19 protein-coding genes are annotated in these 23,003 nt (G+C 71.2%); 8 read left to right on the top strand and 11 right to left on the bottom strand.

What is annotated here, in order from left to right; all coding sequences use genetic code 11:
- Nucleotides 1-40: 40 nt before the first annotated feature.
- From DEW08_RS04290 to DEW08_RS31955, 4 genes are all read right to left on the bottom strand, one after another.
- Nucleotides 41-220, bottom strand: coding sequence for a YdcH family protein (locus DEW08_RS04290; protein ID WP_109324751.1), 180 nt, complete (start codon nucleotides 218-220; stop codon nucleotides 41-43).
- A 118-nt stretch (nucleotides 221-338) separates the two neighbouring features.
- Nucleotides 339-2,621, bottom strand: a complete 2,283-nt coding sequence (locus DEW08_RS04285; RefSeq protein ID WP_109324750.1) for a tetratricopeptide repeat protein — start codon at nucleotides 2,619-2,621, stop codon at nucleotides 339-341.
- Nucleotides 2,621-4,816 carry a tetratricopeptide repeat protein gene (locus tag DEW08_RS31960; protein ID WP_245985937.1) on the bottom strand — a complete coding sequence of 732 codons (2,196 nt, stop codon included), beginning with the start codon at nucleotides 4,814-4,816 and terminating at the stop codon, nucleotides 2,621-2,623. Before DEW08_RS31960 ends, DEW08_RS04285 begins: the two co-directional genes overlap by 1 nt.
- Nucleotides 4,753-6,198 carry a tetratricopeptide repeat protein gene (locus DEW08_RS31955; protein ID WP_245985935.1) on the bottom strand — a complete coding sequence of 482 codons (1,446 nt, stop codon included), beginning with the start codon at nucleotides 6,196-6,198 and terminating at the stop codon, nucleotides 4,753-4,755. The genes DEW08_RS31960 and DEW08_RS31955 overlap by 64 nt, the downstream gene beginning before the upstream one ends.
- 125 nt (nucleotides 6,199-6,323) lie before the next feature.
- Here DEW08_RS31955 and DEW08_RS04275 point away from each other — a divergent pair, with 125 nt between their 5' ends.
- Nucleotides 6,324-7,598, top strand: a complete 1,275-nt coding sequence (locus DEW08_RS04275; protein WP_245985933.1) for a tetratricopeptide repeat protein — start codon at nucleotides 6,324-6,326, stop codon at nucleotides 7,596-7,598.
- Here DEW08_RS04275 and DEW08_RS04270 read toward each other — a convergent pair.
- A complete protein-coding gene (locus DEW08_RS04270) occupies nucleotides 7,585-9,108 on the bottom strand; it encodes a tetratricopeptide repeat protein (protein ID WP_109324748.1) in 1,524 nt (507 codons plus the stop codon). The two genes, DEW08_RS04275 and DEW08_RS04270, sit on opposite strands and share 14 nt — an antisense overlap.
- Before the next feature lie 290 nt (nucleotides 9,109-9,398).
- Here DEW08_RS04270 and DEW08_RS04265 point away from each other — a divergent pair, with 290 nt between their 5' ends.
- Both DEW08_RS04265 and DEW08_RS04260 read left to right on the top strand, forming a co-directional pair.
- Complete coding sequence (locus DEW08_RS04265; RefSeq protein WP_109324747.1) at nucleotides 9,399-9,980, top strand: hypothetical protein; 582 nt, start codon at nucleotides 9,399-9,401, stop codon at nucleotides 9,978-9,980.
- 77 nt (nucleotides 9,981-10,057) lie between these two features.
- Nucleotides 10,058-10,270: a hypothetical protein gene (locus DEW08_RS04260; protein ID WP_109324746.1), complete on the top strand. Its 213-nt coding sequence runs from the start codon at nucleotides 10,058-10,060 to the stop codon at nucleotides 10,268-10,270.
- Between the two features lie 48 nt (nucleotides 10,271-10,318).
- Here DEW08_RS04260 and DEW08_RS04255 read toward each other — a convergent pair whose 3' ends face one another.
- The 3 genes from DEW08_RS04255 to DEW08_RS04245 form a co-directional block, all read right to left on the bottom strand.
- On the bottom strand, nucleotides 10,319-11,983 hold the full coding sequence (locus tag DEW08_RS04255; protein ID WP_168220265.1) for a protein kinase domain-containing protein: 1,665 nt from the start codon (nucleotides 11,981-11,983) through the stop codon (nucleotides 10,319-10,321).
- Nucleotides 11,984-12,072: 89 nt separating this feature from the next.
- Nucleotides 12,073-13,059, bottom strand: a complete 987-nt coding sequence (locus tag DEW08_RS04250) for a pyridoxamine 5'-phosphate oxidase family protein (protein WP_109324744.1) — start codon at nucleotides 13,057-13,059, stop codon at nucleotides 12,073-12,075.
- A gap of 26 nt (nucleotides 13,060-13,085) precedes the next feature.
- Nucleotides 13,086-13,721, bottom strand: a complete 636-nt coding sequence (locus tag DEW08_RS04245) for a glutathione S-transferase family protein (protein ID WP_109324743.1) — start codon at nucleotides 13,719-13,721, stop codon at nucleotides 13,086-13,088.
- Between the two features lie 117 nt (nucleotides 13,722-13,838).
- Between DEW08_RS04245 and DEW08_RS04240 the strand changes: the two genes are divergently transcribed.
- From DEW08_RS04240 to DEW08_RS04230, 3 genes are all read left to right on the top strand, one after another.
- The gene (locus DEW08_RS04240) at nucleotides 13,839-14,747 is read left to right on the top strand and encodes a LysR family transcriptional regulator (protein WP_109324737.1); all 909 of its coding nucleotides are present in this window, start codon (nucleotides 13,839-13,841) and stop codon (nucleotides 14,745-14,747) included.
- A gap of 262 nt (nucleotides 14,748-15,009) precedes the next feature.
- Nucleotides 15,010-16,068, top strand: coding sequence for a sensor histidine kinase (locus DEW08_RS04235; protein ID WP_245985930.1), 1,059 nt, complete (start codon nucleotides 15,010-15,012; stop codon nucleotides 16,066-16,068).
- Between the two features lie 95 nt (nucleotides 16,069-16,163).
- A complete protein-coding gene (locus DEW08_RS04230; protein WP_109324735.1) occupies nucleotides 16,164-16,904 on the top strand; it encodes a TlyA family RNA methyltransferase in 741 nt (246 codons plus the stop codon).
- Between the two features lie 27 nt (nucleotides 16,905-16,931).
- On the opposite strand, the gene DEW08_RS04225 is transcribed toward DEW08_RS04230, so the two are convergent.
- The gene (locus tag DEW08_RS04225) at nucleotides 16,932-17,729 is read right to left on the bottom strand and encodes a response regulator (RefSeq protein WP_109324733.1); all 798 of its coding nucleotides are present in this window, start codon (nucleotides 17,727-17,729) and stop codon (nucleotides 16,932-16,934) included.
- A gap of 676 nt (nucleotides 17,730-18,405) precedes the next feature.
- Here DEW08_RS04225 and DEW08_RS04220 point away from each other — a divergent pair.
- Nucleotides 18,406-18,939: a hypothetical protein gene (locus tag DEW08_RS04220; RefSeq protein ID WP_109324732.1), complete on the top strand. Its 534-nt coding sequence runs from the start codon at nucleotides 18,406-18,408 to the stop codon at nucleotides 18,937-18,939.
- A 268-nt stretch (nucleotides 18,940-19,207) separates the two neighbouring features.
- Nucleotides 19,208-20,854, top strand: a complete 1,647-nt coding sequence (locus tag DEW08_RS04215) for an AMP-binding protein (RefSeq protein WP_109324731.1) — start codon at nucleotides 19,208-19,210, stop codon at nucleotides 20,852-20,854.
- A gap of 19 nt (nucleotides 20,855-20,873) precedes the next feature.
- On the opposite strand, the gene DEW08_RS04210 is transcribed toward DEW08_RS04215, so the two are convergent.
- Nucleotides 20,874-21,722 carry a ChbG/HpnK family deacetylase gene (locus DEW08_RS04210; protein WP_109324730.1) on the bottom strand — a complete coding sequence of 283 codons (849 nt, stop codon included), beginning with the start codon at nucleotides 21,720-21,722 and terminating at the stop codon, nucleotides 20,874-20,876.
- A 95-nt stretch (nucleotides 21,723-21,817) separates the two neighbouring features.
- Entirely contained in the window at nucleotides 21,818-22,750 is a 933-nt protein-coding gene (locus DEW08_RS04205; RefSeq protein ID WP_109324729.1) for a DMT family transporter, read from the bottom strand.
- Nucleotides 22,751-23,003: the final 253 nt, after the last annotated feature.

Raw genomic sequence — 23,003 nt, 5'->3', positions numbered from 1 at the left:
CCTGGCCTTTGGCCGTCCTATTCTATGCTTTGGGGGATTTTCAGTTCGCCCTGCCCATTCTGGAAAGGCGGTCGATCTCTTCCTTGACGTGAAGCTTTTCGAGCTTCATTCGCTTCACGGCCGTCTCATCCGGCCAGGACCGCTTTTCTTCGTCCACGATCGCCTGATCGAGGCGCAGGTGCTTTTCTTGCAGGGAGCTAAGGCGAGCATCGGTGTGCATGTTGTGCTCTCCATCTGATCCACGACCGGCGTCCGTCGAAGCCTGCTTCGATCATGGCCTCAAGGGCCGGTGCTAAGAGTGTTCACCGATCTGCCATCTGGAACAACCATAATCTTCATCAGGGCGCCACAAAGCCGCAGCAAAACACCTCCTCCAAGGATCGTGCGAAGGATGCCGCATCGCACAATGGAGAGTGGATCATCTGATTGCGCAGAACCAATCGTGTAGATGAAAGATAGTTAATGTTTACTGCCAGAGTCCTGGCTATTGCCAAGTACTCGTCTTCGCTCGCCGCAACCCATTCCGTACGGCCAAGGCTGCGTAACAGTGACGCAGTCATGCGGCCGATGAAGCGATCGCCGGCCAGCGTGACCACCGGCACTCCCATGCTCAGCGCGTCGAAGCTGGTCAGGCAGCCGCCATAGGGGAAGGTATCGAGCGCCACGTCCACCATGCCGTAGAGCCGCAGATGGGCGGCATGGTCCACGGCGGGCGGAGCGAGCTGCAACCGGTCCGGTCCGATGCCGTGGCGGGCGAACAGGCCGGTGATGCGATCCCGCCCCGCCGGATCGGCGAAACCGGTGCCGCGCGACTTCAGCAGAAGGCGCGATCCCGGCACCTCGGCCAGCAGCCGCGCCCAGACCGCGACGACCCGCTCGTTCACCTTGGCGTCCAGGTTGAAGGAGCCGAAGGTGACGGTGCCGCGCGTCAGCACCGGGGGCGGCGAGACGGGCGGGGCGTCCAGCGGCGGTTCGAACAGGAAGAGGTTGGGCAGGCGGATCAGCCGCTCGGTGAAGCGCTCGGTCGTGTCGGGGGGATGACCGGCCGCGTCGGTCAGCCAGCCGTCCATCGCCTCCACCCCGCTCGACAGCATGCCGTAGAGGGTGAATTGTCGCCGGGCCGGACGGTGGGTGAACAGGCCCATGCGTTCGCCGCGGGTATGGCCGATCAGGCAGACCAGGACATCGATCCCGTCGGCCCGGATGCGGGCGGCAAGCTCCGCGTCATCCATCCCGCGGCTGTCGATCCAGCCCTCGGCCCAGCCGCGGACGGGATCCTGCCGGGGATCGCCGTAGGGGGCGTCGCCATAGACGAAGGGACGCACCCGGCTGCGGTCATGGGCGCGCAGGAGCGGTCCCATCTGGTCGAGCAGCCGGTTGCCGGGGTGCAGATAGGCCGACACATAGCCGACGCGCAGCGGCCGGGCGGCCGGTCCCGGCAAAGGCGGGCGCGCCGGAGCATCGGGGCGCGTCCGGCCGAACCGGTCGCGCCAGCTCTCAACCTCCGCCGCCAGGGTCGCGTTGTCGAGGTCGGGCAGCAGCAGGAGCGTGGTCAGCAGCGTGCTGTGCACCCAGGGCTCGCCGCTCAGATGACGGGCGCGCCGCAGGCCGGCCACGGCCGGCGCGACGGCACCCAGCGCCTTGGCGCAGAGCGCCCCGTTGTAGTGGCCGGCGAGCGAGGCCGGGTCGAGCGCCACCACCCGGCGATAGGCCGCTGCCGCCGTGGCGAAGCGTCCCGTCTCGAACAACAGGAGGGCCAGCGCCTCGACGATCTCCAGCCGGGACGGGTCGAGGGCGGCGGCCTGCCGGATCCGGTCCAGCCCCTCCTCCTGCCGGCCGGCGGCGCAGCGGGCACGACCGAGCGCCAGCAGCGCGTCGGCCCGCTGGGCAGGGAGCCCGCCATCCTCCGGCCGCAGGACGGCGGCATGGCCGAGCAGGCGGACCGTCGTTTCCAGCCTGCCGGCGGACTGCTCCAGCGCCGCGAGGTTGTTCAGCACGTCGGCATGGTCCGGCCGCAGCATCAGCGCCCGCCGGTACCAGCCCATGGCCTGCGGCTCGCGCCCCAGCCCGTGCAGCAGCGCGCCGAGCCGCGCCGGCACCGCACCGGCGGCGGGATCGAGGGCGGCGGCGCGCTCCAACGCTGGAACGGCGGCGTCCGGCCGGCCGGCGGCCTCCAGCGCCAGGGCCCAGTGATAGTGGTTGGCGGCTCCTTGGCCGCCGATGGCCGCCCGGCCGAAGCCGAGGGCGGAAGCCGCCGGATCGCCGAGTTCCCGTGCGGCGTGGCCCAGCCCCTCCCACGCCTCCCACAGCTCCGGGCGGAGGGCCGCCGCGGCGCGGAAGCAGCGGGAGGCCTCGGCCGGGCGGCCGAGCGCCCGCAGGACCTTGCCGCGGTTGCCATGGGGATCGGCGGCCAGAGGATCGACGGCGACCGCCCGCGCCAGCAGGTCCGCGGCCTCCTCCAGCCGGCCGAGCTGGGCCACCAGCAGGCCGCACAGGTGCAGGGCGTGGGGCTGCTCCGGATCGGCCTCAAGGATGCGGCCGTAGAGCTCCTCCGCCTCGTCGAAGCGGCCGGTCTGGTGGAACTCGAAGGCGATCTGCAACGCCTCGGCGATGGTCGCCATCAGCGCGGCCCCGCCGAGCCGGCCAGACGGGAGAGTGCTGCGGCGACGCGCGCGACGACATCGCCCATGCTCTCCGCCGGGCTGGGAGCGAAGGGCCGCATGGTCGGGAACCAGGGGCGCACGGCGCTGCCGAGGCAGGTCCAGTCGATGGTGCAGAGGCGCCAGGTCGGCGCGCCCAGGGCGCCGGCAAGCTCGCCGACCGCCGTCGCCGGTGCGATGACCAGATCCAGGCAGGAGATGAGGGCGGCCACGCCCTCGAAATCATCCTTCAGGTCCAGGTCGTCCCAGCGGTGGAGGCGCCGGCCGCCCGTCTCTACCGACGCCAGCTCCGCCCGGCAGTCGCCGTATTGCAGAGACACCGGCACGACGCCGGGCAGGTCGATCACCGGCAGCCAGTCGGCGATGCTGGTGTAGGCGCTCTTGCGCCGGGCGGTGACGATCTGGCTGCGCCAGGCGATGCCGACCTTCAGCCCCGGCCCCAGCGCCGCCACCCGCTGCCGCCACAGGGCAAGGCGGCCGGGCTCCGGCGACAGGTAGGCCGGGCGGTCGGGGAAGCGGTCGAGCCGGTCACGCAGCAGGGCGGGCAGCGAGCCGGCGGCGATCTGCAGGTCGCAGTCGGGCGGCACCATGGTTTCCCGGCCGCCGGCGTCCACCATCTCTGCCCGCACCATCGCCCAGGGAAAGGCGCGCTGGAACAGGGGGACGAGCCGGCGGTCGCACTCGACGATCACCCGGCCGCCGGAGGGACCGTCGACCAGCCCGGCAAGGTCCCCGATGGTGGAGGCGAACAGGATTTCGTCGCCCACCCCCTGTTCCGACCAGACGAGCAGGGTGCGGCCGTTCAGCGCCTCGCCCTGCCATTTCGGGCGGGGGATGGTCCGTGCCCGCTGCAACTGCCGGGCGGAGAAGCGCCGCTCATAACCGGCCCAACCCTCGGCGATCCGGCCTTCCGCCAGCTCGATCAGCCCCAGGTTCCAGGCGGCGAGCGGGAATCCCGGCTCGATCCGCAGGGCGCGGCGCAGGTGGCGCGGCACCTCCTCCGTACGGCCCTCCAGGTTGGTCAGCGTGGCGAGGTTGTTGTGGGCGTCGGGGGAGTCCGGCCGCAGGGCCAGAGCCCGTCGATAATGCGCTGTTGCCTCGGGAAAGCGGCCGAGCATCTCGCAGGCATGGCCGATGTTGGTGTGGGCCGCCTGGTTATCCGGGGCCAGAAGGATCGAGCGGCGGTGCCAGACCAGCGCTTCCGCAAGCTGTCCCGGCATGTGGCGCCGCAGGCCGAGGTGGGTCAGGGCTTCCGGGAAGGCGGGGCGCAGCGCCAGCGCGCGCTTGAAGCAGTCCTCGGCCTCCGCGCCGCGCTCCTGCGCCTGACGCACCAGCCCGAGATGGTTCCAGGCCGTGGGAAAGTCGGGCGCCAGGCGCAGAGCCTCGGTGATCCGCGCGGCGGCCTGCTCGTGACGGCCGGCCTGATGGTCGAGCAGCCCCAGCAGGTGCAGCGCGTCGGCATGATCGGGGGCGGCGCGCAGCACGGCGCCGTAGGCGGCCTCCGCTTCCTCCAGCCGGCCCAGGCGATGCAGGGCGACGGCCTCGTTCAACAGCGCCTCCGGGTCGGCCGGCGGCGAGGGCGGGGAGGGGGGAGGCGGGGCCGGCGGTTGCCGGGCGGCGGCGGGCGGCGGCGCGGCGACGCCGGCGGTTTCGCGCAGCAGGCGGGCCATGCGCGGGATGGTCGCCTCCAGCGCCTCGCCGGGCTGCGGCTGGAACAGGCGCATGCTGGGGAACCACGGGCGCACCGCGGTGCCGAGCTGCGTCCAGTCCGGGCCGCAGAATCGCCAGACCGGCACGCCGAGCGCCCCGGCCAGTTCGCCCGCCGACATGGCGGGGGAGATGACGAGGTCGAGGTTGGCGGTCAGCGCCGCCGCCTCTTCCAGGTCGTTCATCAGGTCGAGGTCGGCCCAGCGATGGATGCGAACGCCGAAGCGATCCTCCGCCTCCCGCAGCTCCGCCTCGCAGTCGTCGTACTGCAGGTTCACGAAGGTCAGGCCGGACACGGCGAAGAGCGGCGCAAGGGCCTCCAGCGCCACATAGGCGCCGCGCCGCTCGGCGGTGATCAACTGGCTGCGCCAGCCGATGCCGACCCTCAATCCGGGACCGAGCGCCGCCAGCCGGTCGGCCCAGCGGGCGACGCGCGCCGGATCGGGCACCAGCCAGGGAGCCGGCGTGTCGAACCCCCCAGGGTTTCGCGCAGCCGGTGGGGCAGGCCGCCCGCGGGAACCTGCAGGTCGCAGTCGGGCGGCTGGATGGTCTCGTCGCCCTGCGGGGTGCAGCTTTCCGCGCGCACCGCGGCAGCGGGGAAAGAGCGCTGGAACAGCGTGACCAGCCGCGGGTCGCATTCGATGGTGACCGGGCCGCCGGCCCAGGCGACGACGTCGGGATAGCAGGAGGCGAAGAGGATCTCGTCGCCCAGCCCCTGTTCCCGCCAGATCAGCAGCCGGCGGCCGCGCAGCACCTCGCCCTTCCACTGGGGCAGCGGAATGCGGCGGTTGGGCAGCACCTCGCCCGAGGCGAAGCGCCGCTCATAGCCGGCCCAGCCGCGTCCGAGATCGCCATGCAGCAGCGCGAGCAGCGCCAGATTGTAGCTGGCGGTGGCGAGGTTGGGATTCTGCTCCAGCGCCTGTTCGTAGCAGGCCGCCGCCTCGTCCAGCCGCCCCTGGGCCTGCAGCGCATTGCCGAGGTTGTAGCGGGCCTCGACGAAGTCCGGATGGATCTCCAGCGCCTGCCGGTGGCACTGCTCCGCCTGCGCGGGCCGGCCGAGCCGTTTCAGAACGCTGCCCAGATTGTTCAGCGCCGCGGCGTGGCGGGGCTGGCGGCGCAGCGCCTCGCGGTACGCGATCTCGGCGCTTTCGAAGGCGCCGCGCTGCTGCAGGATGGCGCCGAGATTGTAATGCGCCTTGGCGTCCTCGGGCCGCAGGTCCGCCACCATGCGATGTTCGGCCAGCGCCTCGTCCAGCCGCCCGGCGGCGGCGAGGGCGTCGCCCAGGTTGTTGTGCGCCTCGACCATGCCGGGGAGGAGCTGTACCGCCCGGCGCAGCGCGACGATGGCATCCGGCAACCGGCCCTGGGCGCGCAGGGTGTTTCCGATGTTGTACCAGGCCTTGGCGTAATCGGGTTTCAGCACCAGCGCCGAGACGAAGGCGACGATGGCCGTGCCGTGCATGCCCGTGGCGTGCAGGGCGTTGCCGAGATTGTGGCGGGTCGGCGCGGAGTCGGGGTTGAGGTTCACCGCTTCGGCATGGGCGTCGACCGCTTCCTGCGGCCGGCCGAGCGCCATCAGCGCGCTGCCCAGATTGTCCCAGTAGTCGGGCACGCCGGCGGTCTGCGCGATCGCCTGCCGGATCAGGGTTTCCGCCTTTTCGGGCTGGCCGGTCTGCAGAGCCACCACGCCCAGCAGGTGCAGCGCGTCCGGGTGGCGGGGGTCGGAGCGGAGGACGGTGACATAGCCGTCCGCCGCCTCGCGCAGGCGTCCGGCCTGATGATGGGCGACCGCCCGGGTCAGAACGCCCTGTGCCAGAGTCTTGCTGCTCATGATCCGATCCGCCGTGCCGGCCGCAGGGGCGCCCGCCGCCGGCGGGCCATGCTTAGGGAGTGCCATGATCCGGCGTTCAAGGTAAAGATGCGGTTATTGCCGCCCTGCCGCCGGAGGCCCCCATCTTGCTGGAAACCCGACGTCCTCTGCGATCCCGCCTGCGCAAGGCGGCGCCGTCCGCCGACGCCTCCGCCGGGGATGCCGTCCGCCTGTGCCGCGAGGCCGATGCGCTGGCCGCCGCCGGACGGACCGGGGAGGCGGAGCGGGGTTACCGCGCCGCCCTGGCGCTCGATCCGCGGCTTGCCGGCGCCCACAACAACCTGGGCAACGCGCTGCGCACGCTCGACCGCGTGGCGGAGGCGGTGGAATGCTACCGGGCCGCCCTGGCGAACGGGCTCGACCACCCGCTGGTCTACTACAATCTCGGGTCGGCGCTCCGTCATCTCGACCGCATGAGCGAGGCGGAGCAGGCCTTCCGCCGGGCGCTCGCCCTCCAGCCGGAGTATGCGGAGGCGTGGAACAACCGCGCCAACCTGCTGCGCGACCTGGAACGGCTGGAGGACTCGGCCGTCGGCTATCGCCGTGCCGTCACCCTGCGGCCGGACTGGGAGGATGCGCACGACAACCTGCAGGGGGCGCTTTACCTGCTGCACGAGCAGGGGCAGACCGCGGCGGCGGAGCGGCTGGCCCGGCTGTGGCGGCGGGACCACCCGGACAATCCGCTGGCCCGCCACATCGGCGCGGCGATCGCCGGCGACGCGGCGGAGCCGCGGGCCTCGGACGACTATGTCCGGCAGACCTTCGACCTGTTCGCCGCGGAGTTCGACAGCAAGCTCGCCGAGCTCGGCTACCGTGCCCCCGCACTGCTGGCCGAAGCGCTGGGCAGGCTGGGGCCGGTGCCGGACAGGACGCTCGCCGTGCTGGATGCCGGTTGCGGTACCGGCCTCTGCGCGGCCGCCCTGCGCCCCTACGCGGCGACCCTGACCGGCGTCGACCTGTCGGCCGGCATGCTGGATCTCGCCCGCGCCCGCAAGCTCTACGATCGGCTTGAGGAGGCGGAACTCGGGCATTTCCTGGCCGATCACCCCGCCGCCTTCGACCTGATCCTCGCCGCCGACGTTCTCTGTTACTTCGGGGTCCTGGATGAGGTTCTCGCCGCCGCCGCCGCCGCCCTGCGGCCGGGCGGGCTGCTCGCCTTCACGGTGGAACGGCTGGATGATGCGGCGGGCATGCCCTACCGCATCGCTCCGCACGGCCGCTACGCTCATCGCGAGGAGTATGTGCGCGGCGTGCTGGAGCGGGCCGGGCTGTCGGTCCGGCAGGCCGGCCACGACACGCTGCGCCAGGAGAGCGGCGAGCCGGTGGCCGGGCTGGTGATGGTCGCCGTCAGGCCGGCCTGAGCTTCGCCCCCACCTGCTCCAGGAAGGGACCGTCCGGGAAGGGCCGGCCCTGGCCGGGGTGGACGCCGTCATGGATCAGCGCCCGCCCGCGGATCAGCGGCCAGACGAAGCGGCGCAGGAAGCGGTGTTCCTGATGCGCTCCCTCCGCCCGCGCGAAGCGCTCGGCGAGGGGCCGCAGGTCCGGCAGCAGCCCGGCCAGGCCGCCCCACAGGCCGGGCGGGATCAGCTCCGTCTGCAGGATGTCGTCGCGCATGATGTGGAAGGGATGGCCCGAGGCCATCCACGCCTTCACGGCCGCCCGCTCCTTCATCGTCAGGGGGCTGTCGCAGTCGCGGCAGAGGAAGCGGCGCACCGTCGGGTCGTCGGCGGCGAGGAAGCGCCAGTAGGGACCGGGCAGCGCCGCAGTGCCGGTGTCCAGGGCGACCAGTTCCGCCCCGGCTTCGGCCAGCGCCGCCAGGGCGCCGGCGGGCACCGTCGCGTCGTGGTAGACGCGGCAGGTCCAGCCGGGATGGACAGTCGGGGCGAGCCGCGCATTCCCGATGGCGCCGCGGATCATCGCCTCGTCCGCTCCCCACAGCCCGTAGGCGAGGACGTCCCGGCGACGCTCCCGGGATCCGCGCGGCGCGGGCGGCATCGCCGGCAGGGCCGGCGCGTTGGCGACCGTCGCCGCATCCTTCGCAGCCAGGGTCCGGCCGGCCCAGTCGGCCGCCTCCCCCACCCGGCCGGTGGCGACGAGCGAGAGGACCAGCGTGTCGAGCAGTTCCACCTGCGACGGATCGATGCGGGCGGTGCGGGTCAGCACGTCGGCCGCTTCCTCGAGCCGTCCGGTGCGGCCGAGCGCCACGCCGAGGTTGAAACCGGCCGACACGAAGTCGGGCGTCAGCGCCGCCGCCCGGCGATAGGCCTGGATCGCCTCTTCCCGCAGGCCGACGGCGAACAGGGCGTTTCCCAGCAGGAAGGCGATGTCGGCATCCGCCGGAGCCAGGGCCGCCGCCCGCGCCAGCGGATCGATGGCGGGCAGGAAACGGCCGGTATCGACCAGCAGCCGCCCTCTCTCGTGCAGGAGGGCGGACAGGCGCTCCGCCGCCACCGCCAGATCCGGGTTGGCGGCGAGCCCCCGCTCCAGGGCCACGATGGCCTGGTCCGTTTCGCCGCGGGCGCGGCAGACGCCGGCCAGATCGGTCCAGGCCTCGGCGAAATCGGGCTGGAGCGCCAGGGCGACGCGATAGGCGTCCTCGGCCTGTGGCGACCGGCCGGCGGAGCGCAGCAGGTTGGCACGGTTGGCGTGGATGTCCGCCGCTTCCGGCCGCAGGGCCAGCGCGCGGCCGATCAGGGCCAGACCGCCGGCCACCTCCCCCACCTGCCCGGCGAGGACGCCGAGGAAATGCAGGGCGTCCGGCTGCTCCGGGTCGGCGTCCAGGACCAGGGTGTAGAGCGCCTTCGCCTCGTCCAGCCGGCCGGCGAGATGGTGGCTCAGCGCCTGCGTCAGCGCTTCGGTGATCATCGGCATGGCGAGAGGCTTACGGGGATGCCCTGAACGGTGCAAGCATGCCCCTGTTTTCCACCCCTTAGGGATAATCCCGATGCAGCGGCACCACTGCCTGGACGGCGGAGGAGAGGGTTCGCGTGCCCCGGATGGCGGAGCCAGAGTCTTGAAACTTCAACCATATAAGCCTTTTGGCCTATCGTTGTGCGTGAGGGACCCGAGGCGGCCCGCAATTCCTGATAAGCGTAAACAAACCCTTTACGTTAGAGCAATTTCAAGGTATTTTTATCCTTGCGATTCCAGGATTTGTGGGTATGCCGGTCATGAATGTGGCACTCGCCACTGCGACGGCCTCTCGGCCGGTCGATCCCATGACGGCCCGCGGCGCGAAAGACGCCGGAACCGGGGCCGACGCCCCGATTCGCATCGCGACGGGCACGGCGGAACCCCTCACCAACCGCTACCCCATCGTCGCCTTCTCCTACGACACCGACGCTTCGCGTCTGGTCATGCTGTTCCGTGACCCGGCGGACGGCAAGACGGTCTCCCAGATCCCGACCGAGGCTGCGCTGAAGCAATACAAGGAAGCGCAGCAGAAGGAGAAGGAGGCGGAGCGGGCCTCGGCGCTCAAGATGGTCGTCGGCGGGGCCGGCGATGGCGGCCAGGGCGGTTCCTCCGGCGCCGGATCGGGCGGCAGTTCCGCTAGCCGGAGTGCGACGAATGGCGCAGCCGGCAAGGCGGCTGTGACAACCGCGGCCGCACCCCCTTCCGGTGGTGCTCCATTCGTGGCACAATCCTCCGTGTCCACGACGCATCAGGCGGCGGTTGCCGTCGCCGGCGCTGCGGCGGGTGCCGGCGGTTCTACCGGCAGCGCCCGGGTGAATGTCGTCATCTGACGGCGTCGATGTTCGGCCGCAGGATGCGCTGAAGCGCCGCAGGATGCTTTGAACGGTCCGGAACGGGTACTCAAGCCATGTCTCTCGACGTCACCTCCTCGACCGCGGGCGCCGCGGTTTCCCTGCGTCAGGCACAAGGCCAGATGAGTTTCGGCGTGAAGGCGCTGAACCAGGCGGCCGAGCAGCAGCAGGCGGCCGTCACCACCCTGCTGGGCGGCAGTCCGGGCGGTAGCCCCGGTGGCGGCAATGTCACCGAGACGCGCGGCCAGAACCTCAACATCGTCGTCTGAGCGATCCCCGCCTCAGCGGTCCTCTTCCGAAGTAACCGGGCCTGCCGGTCAGGGCGCCGTGGCGATGAAGCGGGCCGCGGCCAGAACATGCCCGCCCTCGACGCTGCCGGACTCCCGCAGGGCGCGGCGCAGGGCCGCCAGATAGGCCGATGCCGGTTCCGCTTCCGGCCGCCCACCCACGGACAGCGGAGCGGGAGAGGCGAGTACCAGCAGCAACTCCTGGCCGAAGGGCGGGCCGATCGTCCAGAACCGCCCGCCGGCCGACCTCTCTCCCAGACGCCGCGTCGCTGCAGGTTCCGTCAGGCTGCCCGTCTCGCTGGGGTTGGGCAGCAGATGCACGACGGTGCCGTCGGCCGTGAAGTAATCGACCTGCAGATGGAGCGGGCGGCCCGGCGGCGTCTCCACCTCCAGAACCAGGGACTCGTCCGCCCGCAGCGGGCCGGCCTCAGTCACCAGCCGCAGGGCGAGCGGCCGGTCGAGTGCGGCATTCGCCGCCAGCGGGGCCGCCGCCACGGTCAATGGATCGCACAGCTCGGCGGGGGCCGTGGCGATCTCGATCCCATAGGGCCAGCCGCCCGCCAGTCTCGCGGTCAGGTCCTGCACCGCCCTGCGCGCCGCCTCTCCGGCGGCGGTCCCTCCGATCAGCAGCCGGCCGTCATGCTCCCCTACCGTCGGCAGGGCGCAGGTCACGTCGCGCAAGGCGTTCCGCACCGCCTCCGGCGAAGGGCGGGCGGGAAGCGGCGGCGGTACCGGGACGGCGGCAGGTGCCTCCGCCGGCTGGACGGGCGCCGGAGGGGAAGGGGGCGGGGACTCCGCAGCGGGCGATTGCAGTTCGGCCGGTTGCGGACCCGGAGGTGCGGACGCGGGCCGGGGCTCGACGACCGCGGCGGCCGGGGGTGACGGCGGGGCAGGACGGCGGTCCAGGATCAGCAGCCCGGCTGCCACCAGCAGGGCGAGCGCCGCTCCCGGAAGCAGCACGGGCAGCCGGCGGCGCGTCTTCGGCCCGGCAGGTGGCGAGGGGCCGGCGTCGAGCAGGGCGCTCCGGAAGGCGGCGGCGCTGGCGAACCGATCCTCCGGCCGGGGGGCCGTCGCCTGTGCCAGGATACCCGTCAGCTCGACGGTCAGGCTGCGGCCGGCAAGCATCCGGTCGAGCAACCCGCCGACGGCCTTCAGATCGTCCCCGACGGTTGCCCGAGGGGCCGCCAGGGCGGCAAGGCCGAACCAGCCGACCCGCACCGTCCGATCCTCTCCGATCCAGACGGCCTCCGGGGCGATAAGGCCGTGCACCAAGCCGGCCCGGTGGGCATGGTCGACGGCCTCCAGGATGGCGGCCGTGATTGCGACAGCCTCTCCGGCGGCAAGGGGGGCCTGCTCCGCCAGCAACTGGGCGAGCGTCCGGCCCGCCGCAGGGTCGCAGGCGAGAAATGCCGTCCCGCCATGCTCTCCGGAGGCATGGATGCGCAGGATGGCAGGGTGGATCAGCCGGCTCGCCACCCTGGCGTCCCGCCGGAACCGGTCGAGGTCGGCGTCGCGGCCGGCGAAGGCCGACAGGGCGACGCAGGCCAGGGTCACGGCGCGGCCGGTGGCCGGATCGGCCGCACTGTAGAGGGTCGCTCCGCCCGGAGGGCGCCCGATCTCCTCCAGCCCCTCGTACTTGCCGAGCCTGTGGCGGCCCGGGCTCGAGGTTCGGCGGCTGGAAGGGCGGGAATCCATCGGGGCAGCATCCATCGGGCGGCTCACCGCCGGAGGACGCCGATATACGCTTGCTTCGCCGTCCGATCAAAGGAGCAGTTTGCCGCTCGTCAGGCCGTCTCCGCCGTCTCGCCCCAGATGCCGGCCGCCAGCGAGGTCGGGGCATAGTCGCGGAGGAACCAGCGCAGGGGCAGGGCGTCCCGCGCCCGCCAGACGGCGGTCGGCGTCAGGCGCCAGATCCGCTCGGCACCCGGGACGCGGCGGGCCTCCGGCCCGTCCCAGACCAGTGCGACGGTGCCGCTGAGGTGAAGGAGGTCGCCGCTCGCGAAATCCGGCACCAGCAGTCCGGCCCGCGGGTTCACCGCGAAATTGCCGAGCGTGTTGAAGTAGTTGTTGCCGCGATAATCCGGGATGCACAGCGTATCGCCGTCAAGGGCGATGAAGCCCGGCCGGCCGCCGCGATGCGACACGTCCACGCCGATGCCCTGCTCCTGCACGGCCCCGGCACCGCGGCTTGCCGATGCGACGAAGACGGTGTCCGCGGCGACGATGGCCGCCCGTGCCGCGGCATCCAGTCCGCCGAGCGCTTCGACCGGGGCCGCCGGTCCGGCAGGGTCGCGGACGAAGCGGTGTTCGCGGCGCTGGATGTACTGCGGGCAGTTGCCGAAGCTCTGCTCCACGGCCACGGTCAGCACCCCGTCCTCGACGGCGGCGATCCGGCCGTTCGCCCGGTTGCGCCGCCGCGTCGACAATTGCAGCCCGAGCAGCCCGATCCGAGCACCGGCGGCCAGCGAGGCCGGGGCGATTCCCGCCGGCGGTGCGGCCGGGGCGATGCGCAGCGTCCTCGCGTCGGGACTGGTGGCGAAGCCGGGCGGCCCGACCAGCATCCCGGCCGCCGGCCACCCACCCTCGTCCAGCACGCCGACCGCCAGGAAAGGCAGCATCGCAAAGAACTCGCGGTGCTGGTCCGGCATGTGGTCGCGGATGGGAACGACGGCGCGGCCGGCCATGCGATCCCGAACGCCGGCCCGTTCCTGGGCGATCAGCTCGCCCGTATGGAACGGACCCGCGGCGAGTCCCGCGGGTACGTCGTGCATTGTCCGTCTCCTCGATGGTGTCGGCCTCACGCGGCCTGGGGGATCGGCGAGCGCGGCATCGCCTTGAAGCCCGGCAGGGCTTCCACCCGCTCCAGCCAGGCGCGCACCGCCGGGTAGGGATCGAGCGGGATGCCGCCTTCCGGGGCGTGGGCGACGTAGGAATAGCAGGCGAGGTCGGCGATCGTCGGTTCCGTGCCGGCGAGGAAGGGGCTGCGGCCCAGATGCTCCTCCATCAGCCCGAGCAGGCGGGTCGCGAGGCGGCAGGCGGCCTCGTGGTCGAAGGCGGCCTTGAACTGCACGATCAGGCGGGCCCTCGCCGGCCCGAAGGCGACCTCGCCCGCCGCCACCGACAGCCAGCGCTGCACGCGCGCCGCCTTCACCGGGTCGTCGGGCAGCCAGCGCCGCTCGGGGTCGTAGCGCAAGGCGAGATAGACGAGGATGGCGTTGGAATCGGCCAGCACGAGGTCGCCGTCCTCCAGCACCGGGATCTGTCCGAAGGGATTCCTGGTCCGGAAGGCCTCGCTCTTGCGCACGTCGGCATCGGCGGGAACCGTCTCGAAGGGCAGCCCGAGCATGCGAAGCAGAAGCTCCACCCGGTGGCAGTGGCCGGAAAGGGGGATGGAGTGAAGGATCAGGGGGCGCTGGTCCGTGCGGTCGGCCATGGCCGTCTCCTTTGCCTGATGGTCGCGGTTGGCGAACGATAGGCCTTGCGCGGTACGCGCATAATCCGGAGGATCGGCAAGTCACTCTTCCATCAAGTGAAAGGATGGGGCGGCGCCATGGACCGTCTGGACGAGCTGCAGGTCTTCCTGGCGATCGTGGACGAGGGATCGCTGGCCGGGGCGGCGCGCAAGCTGCAGCGCTCCGCCCCCGCGGTGACGCGCACGCTGGCGCGGCTGGAGGAGCAGATCGGCGTCCGGCTGGTGGAGCGGACGACGCGCCGGCTGGCTCCCACCGATGCGGGGCGCCGCCTCGCCGATCATGCCCGCCGTCTTCTCGGCGACTTCGAGGAAGCGATGCGCGACGTCGCCGGCGACATGGCGATGCCGCGCGGAACGCTGCGGGTCACCGCGCCGCTGATGTTCGGCCGCATGCATGTGCTGCCCTGCGTCACCGGATTTCTCGACGAGCATCCGGCGGTGGAGGTCGACCTGCTGCTGTCCGACCGCAATCTCGACCTGATCGACGAGGGGCTGGACGTGGCGGTGCGGATCGGAACGCTGGCCGAATCCGGCCTGATCGCCCGGCGGATCGGGCAGGTGCGCCGGGTGCTGGTGGCCAGCCCTGCCTATCTCGAGCGTCGCGGCACGCCGCGGGACCCGGCGGAGCTCGCCGGCCACGACATCATCCATTTCGCCAGCCGTCCGCAGCCGCGCGAGTGGCGGTTCCGCACGCCGGAGGGGGAGCGGACGGTCCGCATCTCGCCCCGCCTGACGGTCAGCCAGGGGGACGCGGCGCTGTGGGCGGCGCGGGAGGGGCGGGGGATCACCGCGGCGCTGTCCTATCAGGTGGCGGAGGATGTGGCGTCCGGCCGGCTGGTCCGCCTGCTGCGCTCCTTCGATCCGGCGGTCCGCCCGGTCCATCTGGTCTTTCCCAGCGCCCGGCTGATGCCGCCCCGCGTGCGCGCCTTCCTCGATTACGCCACCCGCCGCCTGTCCGTCCTGCCGGTCCTGAACGAGGAGGTGTGACGAAGGAAAACGGCCGCATTCCGGAGCTTCGCCCGTGCCGGACAAGCACTGAGGGCGCCGGCCCAAGCAGTTCCGAGGTGTGAATCCGGAAGGAGGGCCGGTACTTTGTGGTCGGACATAGGAGAGGTTGTCGCATCACCAATGTCCTACCCACATTTGTCTAGCCGGTTTCCGGGTTGTTCGTCTGGTCGGGCCGGAACGGCCGGCCTACAATTCACGCCTGAAGGAACCTGGCAAACTGTTGGGCTGAGGGGCGCATTTGATGCCACAGGTGCTTGCGGTCGCGGCCGTCCAGGAGATGGGCGTCCAGGCTATGGACGACCAGGACAAGCGTCGGGCGGGAGGCGGAGCGGCCCGACCCGACGATCCGAACTGCGCAGGCAAGGGCGCTGCGGGCGAGGCCGACCTGTTGCGCAGCATCCTGGAGCAGTCGCCGGCCCCGACCGCGGTGCTCGATCCCGACGGCCGCACCTGCCTCTTCGCCAACGCAGCCCTGCGCGCCATCGGCGGGCTGGCCGGGCCGGACTTTCCCGAACGGTTTCCGGCGGTGCCGGCCGGGCTCCTCGCGGCGGCACGCCGGATCGGCCAGGGCCAGGGCGACCGCACCACGGATGCCGAAGGCCGCCGCTGGGATGTGCAGGTGACGCCGATTCTCGGGGTGGCCGGCACGGTGCGCGCCCTGCTGGTGACGCTCAGGGACCTGCCGCCCACCCAGGCCGAGCACGACGCCCAGCTCCGCGAGGTCAGCCATCGCGTCAAGAACACGCTGCAGCTCGTCTCCAGCCTGCTGACCCTGCAGGCGCTCAGCACCAGGGAGCCGGAGATCCGCCGTGCCTTCCAGAGCGCCGGCGGACGCATCGGCATGGTGACCCAGGCGCACCAGCGCACCCACAAGGCGCTGCGCCGCAGCCATGTGGACTTCGCCGAACATCTGCGCGAGCTGTGCGCCGAGCTGGAGAGCGGCATGCTCGGCGGCCAGGAGCCGCGCCGCATCCGCGTCGAGGCGGAGCCGGTCGACCTGCCGGTGGACTCGGTCATTCCGCTGACCCTGATCGTGTACGAACTGATCAGCAACGCGCTGCGCCACGCCTATGTCGAGGGCGATCCGGGCGAGGTGGAGGTCACCCTGCGGCATCGGCCCGACGGGCTGCGGCTGACCGTCGTCGACCGGGGGCGCGGCCTGCCGCCCGGGCTGGACGTGGCGCGGGCCACCACGCTGGGCCTCAAGGTGGTGCGTGCGTTCGCCGGCCAGCTCAAGGGCCGGGTGAGGGCGGAGCCGGCGGAGCCCGGCACCCGCATGATCCTGGACATTCCCGCCTGAGGGCGCTTGCGTCGCGCCCGTCTCCTGCGTCATGGATGCGCCCCTGACGGCCGCGGGCTGCGGCCGCTTTCCTGTTGCGGGCTGGAGGGCATTGCATGGCACGGGTGCGCGCGGACGTGGCGCTGGTGGAGCGCGGACTGGCCGAGAGCCGCGCCAAGGCGCAGGCGCTGATCCTAGCCGGTCTGGTCTATTCCGACACCCGGCGCATCGACAAGGCGGGCGACCTGCTGGCCGCGGAGGCGCCGCTGTCGGTCAAGGGGCAGGACCATCCCTGGGTGTCGCGCGGCGGGCTGAAGCTGGTCAAGGGGCTGGACGTCTTCGGCATCGACCCCGCCGGCCTGACCGCCGTCGATGTCGGCGCCTCGACCGGCGGCTTCACCGACGTGCTGCTGACCCGCGGGGCGGCGAAGGTCTATGCCGTGGATGTCGGCCACGGGCAGCTTGCCTGGAAGCTGCGCAACGATCCGCGCGTCGTCGTGATGGAGAAGACCAACGCGCGCCACCTGACCCGGGCCGGGATCCCCGATCCGGTCGACCTCGTCGTGTGCGACGCCAGCTTCATCGGGCTGGAGGTCGTGCTGCCGGCCGCGCTCGACCTGACGGCCCCCGGCGGCCGGCTGGTCGCGCTGATCAAGCCGCAGTTCGAGGTCGGCAAGGGCAGGGTCGGCAAGGGCGGAGTCGTCCGCGACCCGGCGCTGCACCAGGAGGTGTGCGACCGGATCCGGGCGTGGCTGGACGGGCTTCCCGGCTGGCGGGTGCTGGACATCACCGAAAGCCCGATCACCGGGCCGGAGGGAAACAGGGAGTTCCTGATCGGCGCGGTGAAGGACCGCTGAGGGTGACGGCTTCCGCCGCCGATCGTCTCAATGCGGATGGGCGGTGACCGCGGCATCCTCCGGCTGCGGCATGAAGACGGCGCGGGTGATCGCCTGCTCGATCTGGTCGCGCGTGAAGGGTTTGGGGATGACCGGACCCAGATGGTCCAGCCCCCGTTTCGACAGCTCGTCCGGGAAGGCGGTGACGAAGATCACCGGCAGGAATCGCTGGCGCCGCAGTTCGCGCGCCACCTCGATGCCGTTGTCGCCCTCGGCCAGCCGGATGTCCATCAGCGCCAGCGTCGGCACATACTCGGCGGCCAGCGTCAACGCCTCGTCCATCGTGGCGGCGTTGCCGCAGACCTTGTGGCCCATGCCGCGCACCGTCTCCGCCAGGTCGAAGGCGATGATGGCGTCGTCCTCGACGATCAGGATGGTGGCGGTCAGGCGGGCACGGACGCGCTCCCGCGCCTTCGCCAGCCGCTCCACCGCCGCCTCGGTCGGCAGGCCCAGCACCATTGCCGCGTCGGCAACCGTCAGATCCTCGAGGCTGACCAGCAGGTAGAGCCGCCGGTCCGTCTCGTCCAGGGCGTTCAGCGCCGCTTCGACCGGGTGGTGTGTCGTGGGGAGGGCGGGAGTGCCCGCCTCGTCCTGCAGTTCGTTCAGATGGCGATAGAGCGCTCCACGCGTCGCCTCGGTTCCGGCCGCCGAAGCGTCGGACTCCAGGAACCATTCGAGCGTCCGCGTCACCAGGGCATCGCCCTTGCCCGGCGTCCCCGTCAAAGCGCGGGCATAGCGACGCAGATAGGGCAAATGCTCCATCAGGTGGCGGCTGTCCTGCTCCATAATTCTCCCCGTGCCGTGTTCCGGCGTGCCGTTCCCCGGCAACGCCGCGTCCCGTCGCTGCTGAAAGATTGCTGTTCGGCGCGCCTTTCAGGAGACGTTCATATGGCGCAGTCCACGGCACATCGGGAGTGATTCCGAAAGGATTATTCGAGATACCGTAATAGGATTACCCAGCGGGGATAAAATTATCCCATAAAGGGGAGTAGATATTTCGAGGTTGTTTTGCCGGCATCAGGTTTTTCCCGAGGCGCGTAAGCATCTTAACCGATCGGAAAGACTTAGCGGTGTACTCTGACAATGCCCTCAGGCGAAAGCCGCGAGAGGGCAAGGCGAGTGTTCCCGATCCTCCAACGCGCCGGCATTCCCCCAAGGCCGGCGCGTTTTTCTTTGTCTACAAATATCGGGTGGTCGCGGGAACCAAGCGCGGTGAAGGGTGTTGACGATGCAATGGTGTGATTCCTCCCTGAACCGCCAGTCCCTTGAAGGCCGCCGGCCGCGTCCGACTTCCGGATCGCGACGGCGGCATCTTTTTTTCTTCGAATACGGGTGCGCAGCGGCGCTTGCATGTGCTTTAAGAGGGCGTTAAGGACATCGCACAAGGGGCCGGCACGGACGGTTGGTATGCCGTGCTGCCTCGCCTCAGCATCGAGCAGGGACCCCGGGGCCGGATCCGCGCATGGCAGAGCAAGACATCGACCTGTCCGTGACCGACGGCATCCCGCCGGAGGAGCTGGCGGACTTCGAGGAATGGCGGGCCCGGGTGCGGGGCACCAACATCTCCGACAAGACGTTGCTCGCTACGGATTATCTCAATCACTTCAACGAGATCGTGATGCTGATCGAGATGATCCCCGACATGCCGGACATGCTGGAGGAATGCCGCATCTGGCAGCCCAAGAGCTATGCCGAGCATTTCCGCGACAGCGGCTTCTCCGACAAGGACCTCGCCATCGAGGCGTACGAGCATGTGCCGGCCAAGTTCCGCCGGCCCTTCGAGGACACCATCGTCCAGGCGCATCAGGTCATCGCCCGCACGCTGGACCGCATCGGCGCCGACATCGACGGCGGCGACCCGGACAAGCTGCGCCTCGACTGCCAGTCCTCCGTCGCGATGATCCACCGCATCATCCAGGTCGCCAACGGGATCATCCACGGCACGGCGCACGTGATGGAGCAGGGCGAGATCGACCTCTATTTGAGCAGCGAATAAGGGGGGCAAGCGGCGGCTCGGCCGGTTATCCCCTCCGCAAATGGCGATTGCTGGCCCTGCCACCATTCGCTCCTTGCATGGCTCAGCCATGCAGCCCCGCACTATAGTCGAGTGCAAACAAACAAGGCGGCGCCGGCGAGCGAACCGCCAGGGAGGACGGAACCAGCCATGGACCGCGCACCGCCTCGTCGCGCGCGCTCCGGGGCCGTTCTCCGCCGAGCATCAATGCTGGCAGTCGGGCCGGGCAGTCGGGGAGGAAAGGTGGCGCATGGCTTTTTCCGGGCATATCGACAGTTTCACCCGTGACCGGCTGCCGCCGCCGTCCCAGCGCCCGACCTTTCTGTTCGACCGGCCGGAACTGGCCTATCCCGATCGCCTGAACGCGGTCTCCTCCCTGATCGACGGCTGGCGGGAGCGCGGCTGGGACGAGCGCCCCTGCCTGATCGGCGCCGACGAGACCTGGAGCTATGGCCGGCTGCGCGACACGGTCGACCGCATCGCCCGCGTGCTGACCGAGGATTACGGCGTCGTTCCCGGCAACCGGGTGCTTCTGCGCGGCCCGAACACGCCGATGCTGGCCGCTTGCTGGCTGGCGGTGATCAAGGCCGGGGCGGTGCTGGTGCCGACCATGCCGCTGCTGCGCGCCGGCGAACTGGCCGACGTGATGCGCCGCGCCGCCGCCACCATGGCGCTGTGCGACGTCCGCTATCTGGCCGACCTGGAAGAGGCGGCGGAACCGTCGATGCGCATCGCCTCCTTCCACGGCGGCGAGCTGGAGCGGCGGATCGCCGGCAAGCCGGCCGGCTTCACCCCGGCGGATACGGCGGCCGACGACGTCGCCGTGGTCGCCTTCACCTCCGGCACCACGGGTACGCCGAAGGCGGCCGCGCACCAGCACCGGCACCTGCTGGCCATCGCCGACCTCTCGCCGCGCTCGATCCTGCGCACCACGGCGGACGACGTGTTCTGCGGCTCGCCGACGATGGCCTTCGCCTACGGGCTGGGCGGCATGCTGCTGTTTCCGCTGCGCATCGGAGCCTCGGTGGTGCTGGTGGAGCGGGGAACCTCGGAGCGTCTGCTGGACGCCGTCATCCGGCACAAGGCGACGGTGATGTTCACCGTGCCGACCGTCTATCGCGGCATGCTGTCGGTGATCGAGAGCGACGCCCGCGTGGCGCCCGCCCTGTCGTCCCTGCGGCTCTGCGTGTCGGCGGGCGAGCCGCTGCCGCTGTCGACCTTCGAGGCATGGCGCGACGCGACGGGGATCGAGATCCTGGACAGCCTCGGCACGACGGAGATGCTGAACGCGGTGATCCACGCCGTGCCGGGGCAGGTGCGGCCGGGCGCCACGGGCAAGCCGGTTCCGGGCTATGAGGCCATGGTGGTGGACGACCAGTTCCGCCCGGTGCCGACGGGCCAGGTCGGGCGGCTTGCGGTGCGCGGGCCGACCGGCTGCCTCTATCTCGACGATCCGCGGCAGGAGACCTATGTCCAGAACGGCTGGAACCTGACCGGCGACGCCTTCCACATCGATGAGGAGGGGTACTTCTGGTACCACGCCCGCACGGACGACCTGATCGTCTCCGCCGGCTACAAGATCTCCGGCCTGGAGGTCGAGAACGTCCTCCTCAACCACGAGCTGGTCGAGGAATGCGCGGTGGTGGCCGCTCCCGACCCGGTGCGCGGGACGATCCCCAAGGCCTTCGTCGTGATCCGCGACGGGGTTGAGCCGGATGAACGGCTGGCGGAGGCGCTGCAGTCCTTCGTCAAGGACCACATCGCCCCCTACAAGTACCCGCGGTCGGTGGAGTTCCTGCACGCCCTGCCGCGCACCGAGACGGGAAAGGTGCAGCGGTTCAAGCTGCGCCGCCGCGCCTGGGAGCATGGCGACGGCGAACCGGGCGAGGACGACTGAGCGGCGCCGCCGGCTCCGCTCAGCCGGGAAGGTCGCGAAAACGGCCCAGCCGCAATCCCCGCTCCGCCAGCAGGGCGGCGAACTCCGGCCCCCTCAGATAATCGTACTCGACGCGGCGCTGCTCGACGAGGCTGTCGGCCTGCCGCAGCGCCTCGTCGGGGATGCCGGGATGCACCATGACCAGCGTCCGGCCGCGCGGCTCGTCGAGGAAGCGGGCCATCAGCGCGCCGAAGGGGATGCGGCCCGAGAAGTCGTAGACCCCGGCGAAGCGGTCGTTCGCCGGGATGCTACGCCGCCGCACCATCCGGGCCAGTCCGCCTCCGAGGCCGCCGATCAGCAGGGTCTTCGGAACCGAGATTCCCCGGCGCAGCACGGCGCCGGCCGGCTCGCCGCACGCCCTGACATAGGCGCCGGGCAGCCCGGCCAGCGCCTCGACCACCGCGTCGCGCACGGTGGGAAGCTGGTGGACATGCTGGTGCCCGTCGATGTAGGCGGGCGGGCCACCCCAGGCGGCGGTGAAGGCGTCGATCTGGCGGGCCAGCTCACCGCGGATCTCCCGCCCGTCGAGGCCGCCGGTGTAGGCGAGCCTCATCAGCCGGCCGAGCGGCGGCAGCTTCCCGTCCGGCGCCAGCCCCGGCAGGGCGCCGAGCGGCCGCTGGTCGGTCAGGGTGAAATGCAGTCCGACGTCCGCCTTGCCGGCCAGCGCCTTCAGCGCTTCCGCCCCGGACGGCCAGTGGGGGCAGAGCGACATCACCGAGGTGGCCGTCAGCCGCCCGGCGGCGATCAGGTCGCAGATCGCCCGGTTCACCCCCGGCGACAGCCCATAGTCATCGGCGCAGAGCAGGACGGTGTCGGCAGGCTGGGGCATGGCGGGGTCCGCGGCAGGGGAACGGCAGAAGCGCCCCACAGATGGACCGGATCGCCATGCCGATCAATGGGGGCGTCGATGCCCCGGTGCAGGGGTCACGCCTCGGCGGGGCAGGGGGCCGTTGCCGGCTTCTGCGGCCAGGTCGCCATGGCCACGCCCGGCAGGATCAGCAGGGCGCCCAGCAGATGGAAGGCCTGCAACTGCTCGCCCAGCAGGACCGTCGCGGCCAGGGCGGTCCAGAGCGGCGAGACGTACAGCGCCGTGCCCGCCCGCGCCGGCCCCATCATGGCGATCGTCTTCTGGTAGGCGACGAAGGCGAGGACGGAGGCGAAGAGCGCGACGCCCAGGATCGACAGCAGGGTCGTCGCGGTCGCCGGAACCGGGCGGACCGCCAGCGTTTCCCAGACGTAGAAGGGAGCGAGGACGAGGACCCCGGCCAAGGCGTTCGCCGCGAAGGCCGTCACCACCGGCAGGGGCGTCCGGGACCCGCGCAGCAGGATGGTGTAGACCGCCCAGGAGGTGGCGCCCGCGAGGATCAGCAGGTCGCCGACGTTGAAACGCAGGGCGAGAAGGGCCTCCAGCTCCCCGCGGGTGAGGATGGCGGCCACCCCGACGATGGCGAGTCCGATTCCGGCAAGCTGCCGGGCGCCCACCTGCTCCCTCAGCCACAGCGCGGCGATGATCAGGATCATCACCGGCGACATGGCGTAGATCAGGCTGGCGTTGGTGGCGCTCGTCCGTTCCAGCCCCATATAGACGACGGCGCCGGATATTCCCTGGCCCAGAACGCCGAGCAGCAGGAACCGCCTCCACTGGCCGAGGATCGCGTGGCGGTGGGTCTTGAGGCCGGCGAGCGCGAAGGGCAGGACGATCAGGAAGGCGAGAAGCCAGCGCCAGAAGGCCATTCCGACCGGGGGCACCGTATGGGCGACCGCGCGGCCGATCAGCGGATTGGCGGCCATCAGCGCGGTGCCGGCGGCGTAGAGGGCATAGGCGGTCAGGGATCCCGAGCGGGAGCCTTGGGACATCGGTCGCGTTCCCGGCGTGGCGTTCTGGAGACTCCGTGCTGCACTGCGGCAGCGCGTCGCGTCGGACCTTAGCATGGGCTGCCGGGGTACCCGCATGGCGGGTGCGCATGGCTGCCGACCACATCCGTCCCAAGGGCATTGTGAAAATAAAAGATCGTGTCCGGCCGCCTGCGCGCATGTTCTTTATTCAGCGTTTTCTGTTGCGCTGCAAACCGTCGCAAGTCCGCCGAAGGGTGCGATCGGTACTGGACGG

Source organism: Azospirillum thermophilum (genome assembly GCF_003130795.1).
Taxonomy (GTDB): Bacteria; Pseudomonadota; Alphaproteobacteria; order Azospirillales; family Azospirillaceae; genus Azospirillum; species Azospirillum thermophilum.
The sequence above is the reverse complement of the archived record's forward strand: the minus strand, read 5'-3'. Positions and strand labels throughout refer to the sequence as shown.

Coding starts and splice junctions, on each gene's coding strand:
- DEW08_RS04290 (WP_109324751.1), bottom strand. CDS start 220: ATGCACACCGATGCTCGCCTTAGCTCCCTGCAAGAAAAGCACCTGCGC.
- DEW08_RS04285 (WP_109324750.1), bottom strand. CDS start 2,621: ATGGCGACCATCGCCGAGGCGTTGCAGATCGCCTTCGAGTTCCACCAG.
- DEW08_RS31955 (WP_245985935.1), bottom strand. CDS start 6,198: ATGAGCAGCAAGACTCTGGCACAGGGCGTTCTGACCCGGGCGGTCGCC.
- DEW08_RS04270 (WP_109324748.1), bottom strand. CDS start 9,108: ATGCCGATGATCACCGAAGCGCTGACGCAGGCGCTGAGCCACCATCTC.
- DEW08_RS04265 (WP_109324747.1), top strand. CDS start 9,399: ATGCCGGTCATGAATGTGGCACTCGCCACTGCGACGGCCTCTCGGCCG.
- DEW08_RS04260 (WP_109324746.1), top strand. CDS start 10,058: ATGTCTCTCGACGTCACCTCCTCGACCGCGGGCGCCGCGGTTTCCCTG.
- DEW08_RS04255 (WP_168220265.1), bottom strand. CDS start 11,983: ATGGATTCCCGCCCTTCCAGCCGCCGAACCTCGAGCCCGGGCCGCCAC.
- DEW08_RS04250 (WP_109324744.1), bottom strand. CDS start 13,059: ATGCACGACGTACCCGCGGGACTCGCCGCGGGTCCGTTCCATACGGGC.
- DEW08_RS04245 (WP_109324743.1), bottom strand. CDS start 13,721: ATGGCCGACCGCACGGACCAGCGCCCCCTGATCCTTCACTCCATCCCC.
- DEW08_RS04240 (WP_109324737.1), top strand. CDS start 13,839: ATGGACCGTCTGGACGAGCTGCAGGTCTTCCTGGCGATCGTGGACGAG.
- DEW08_RS04235 (WP_245985930.1), top strand. CDS start 15,010: ATGCCACAGGTGCTTGCGGTCGCGGCCGTCCAGGAGATGGGCGTCCAG.
- DEW08_RS04230 (WP_109324735.1), top strand. CDS start 16,164: ATGGCACGGGTGCGCGCGGACGTGGCGCTGGTGGAGCGCGGACTGGCC.
- DEW08_RS04225 (WP_109324733.1), bottom strand. CDS start 17,729: ATGGAGCAGGACAGCCGCCACCTGATGGAGCATTTGCCCTATCTGCGT.
- DEW08_RS04220 (WP_109324732.1), top strand. CDS start 18,406: ATGGCAGAGCAAGACATCGACCTGTCCGTGACCGACGGCATCCCGCCG.
- DEW08_RS04215 (WP_109324731.1), top strand. CDS start 19,208: ATGGCTTTTTCCGGGCATATCGACAGTTTCACCCGTGACCGGCTGCCG.
- DEW08_RS04210 (WP_109324730.1), bottom strand. CDS start 21,722: ATGCCCCAGCCTGCCGACACCGTCCTGCTCTGCGCCGATGACTATGGG.
- DEW08_RS04205 (WP_109324729.1), bottom strand. CDS start 22,750: ATGTCCCAAGGCTCCCGCTCGGGATCCCTGACCGCCTATGCCCTCTAC.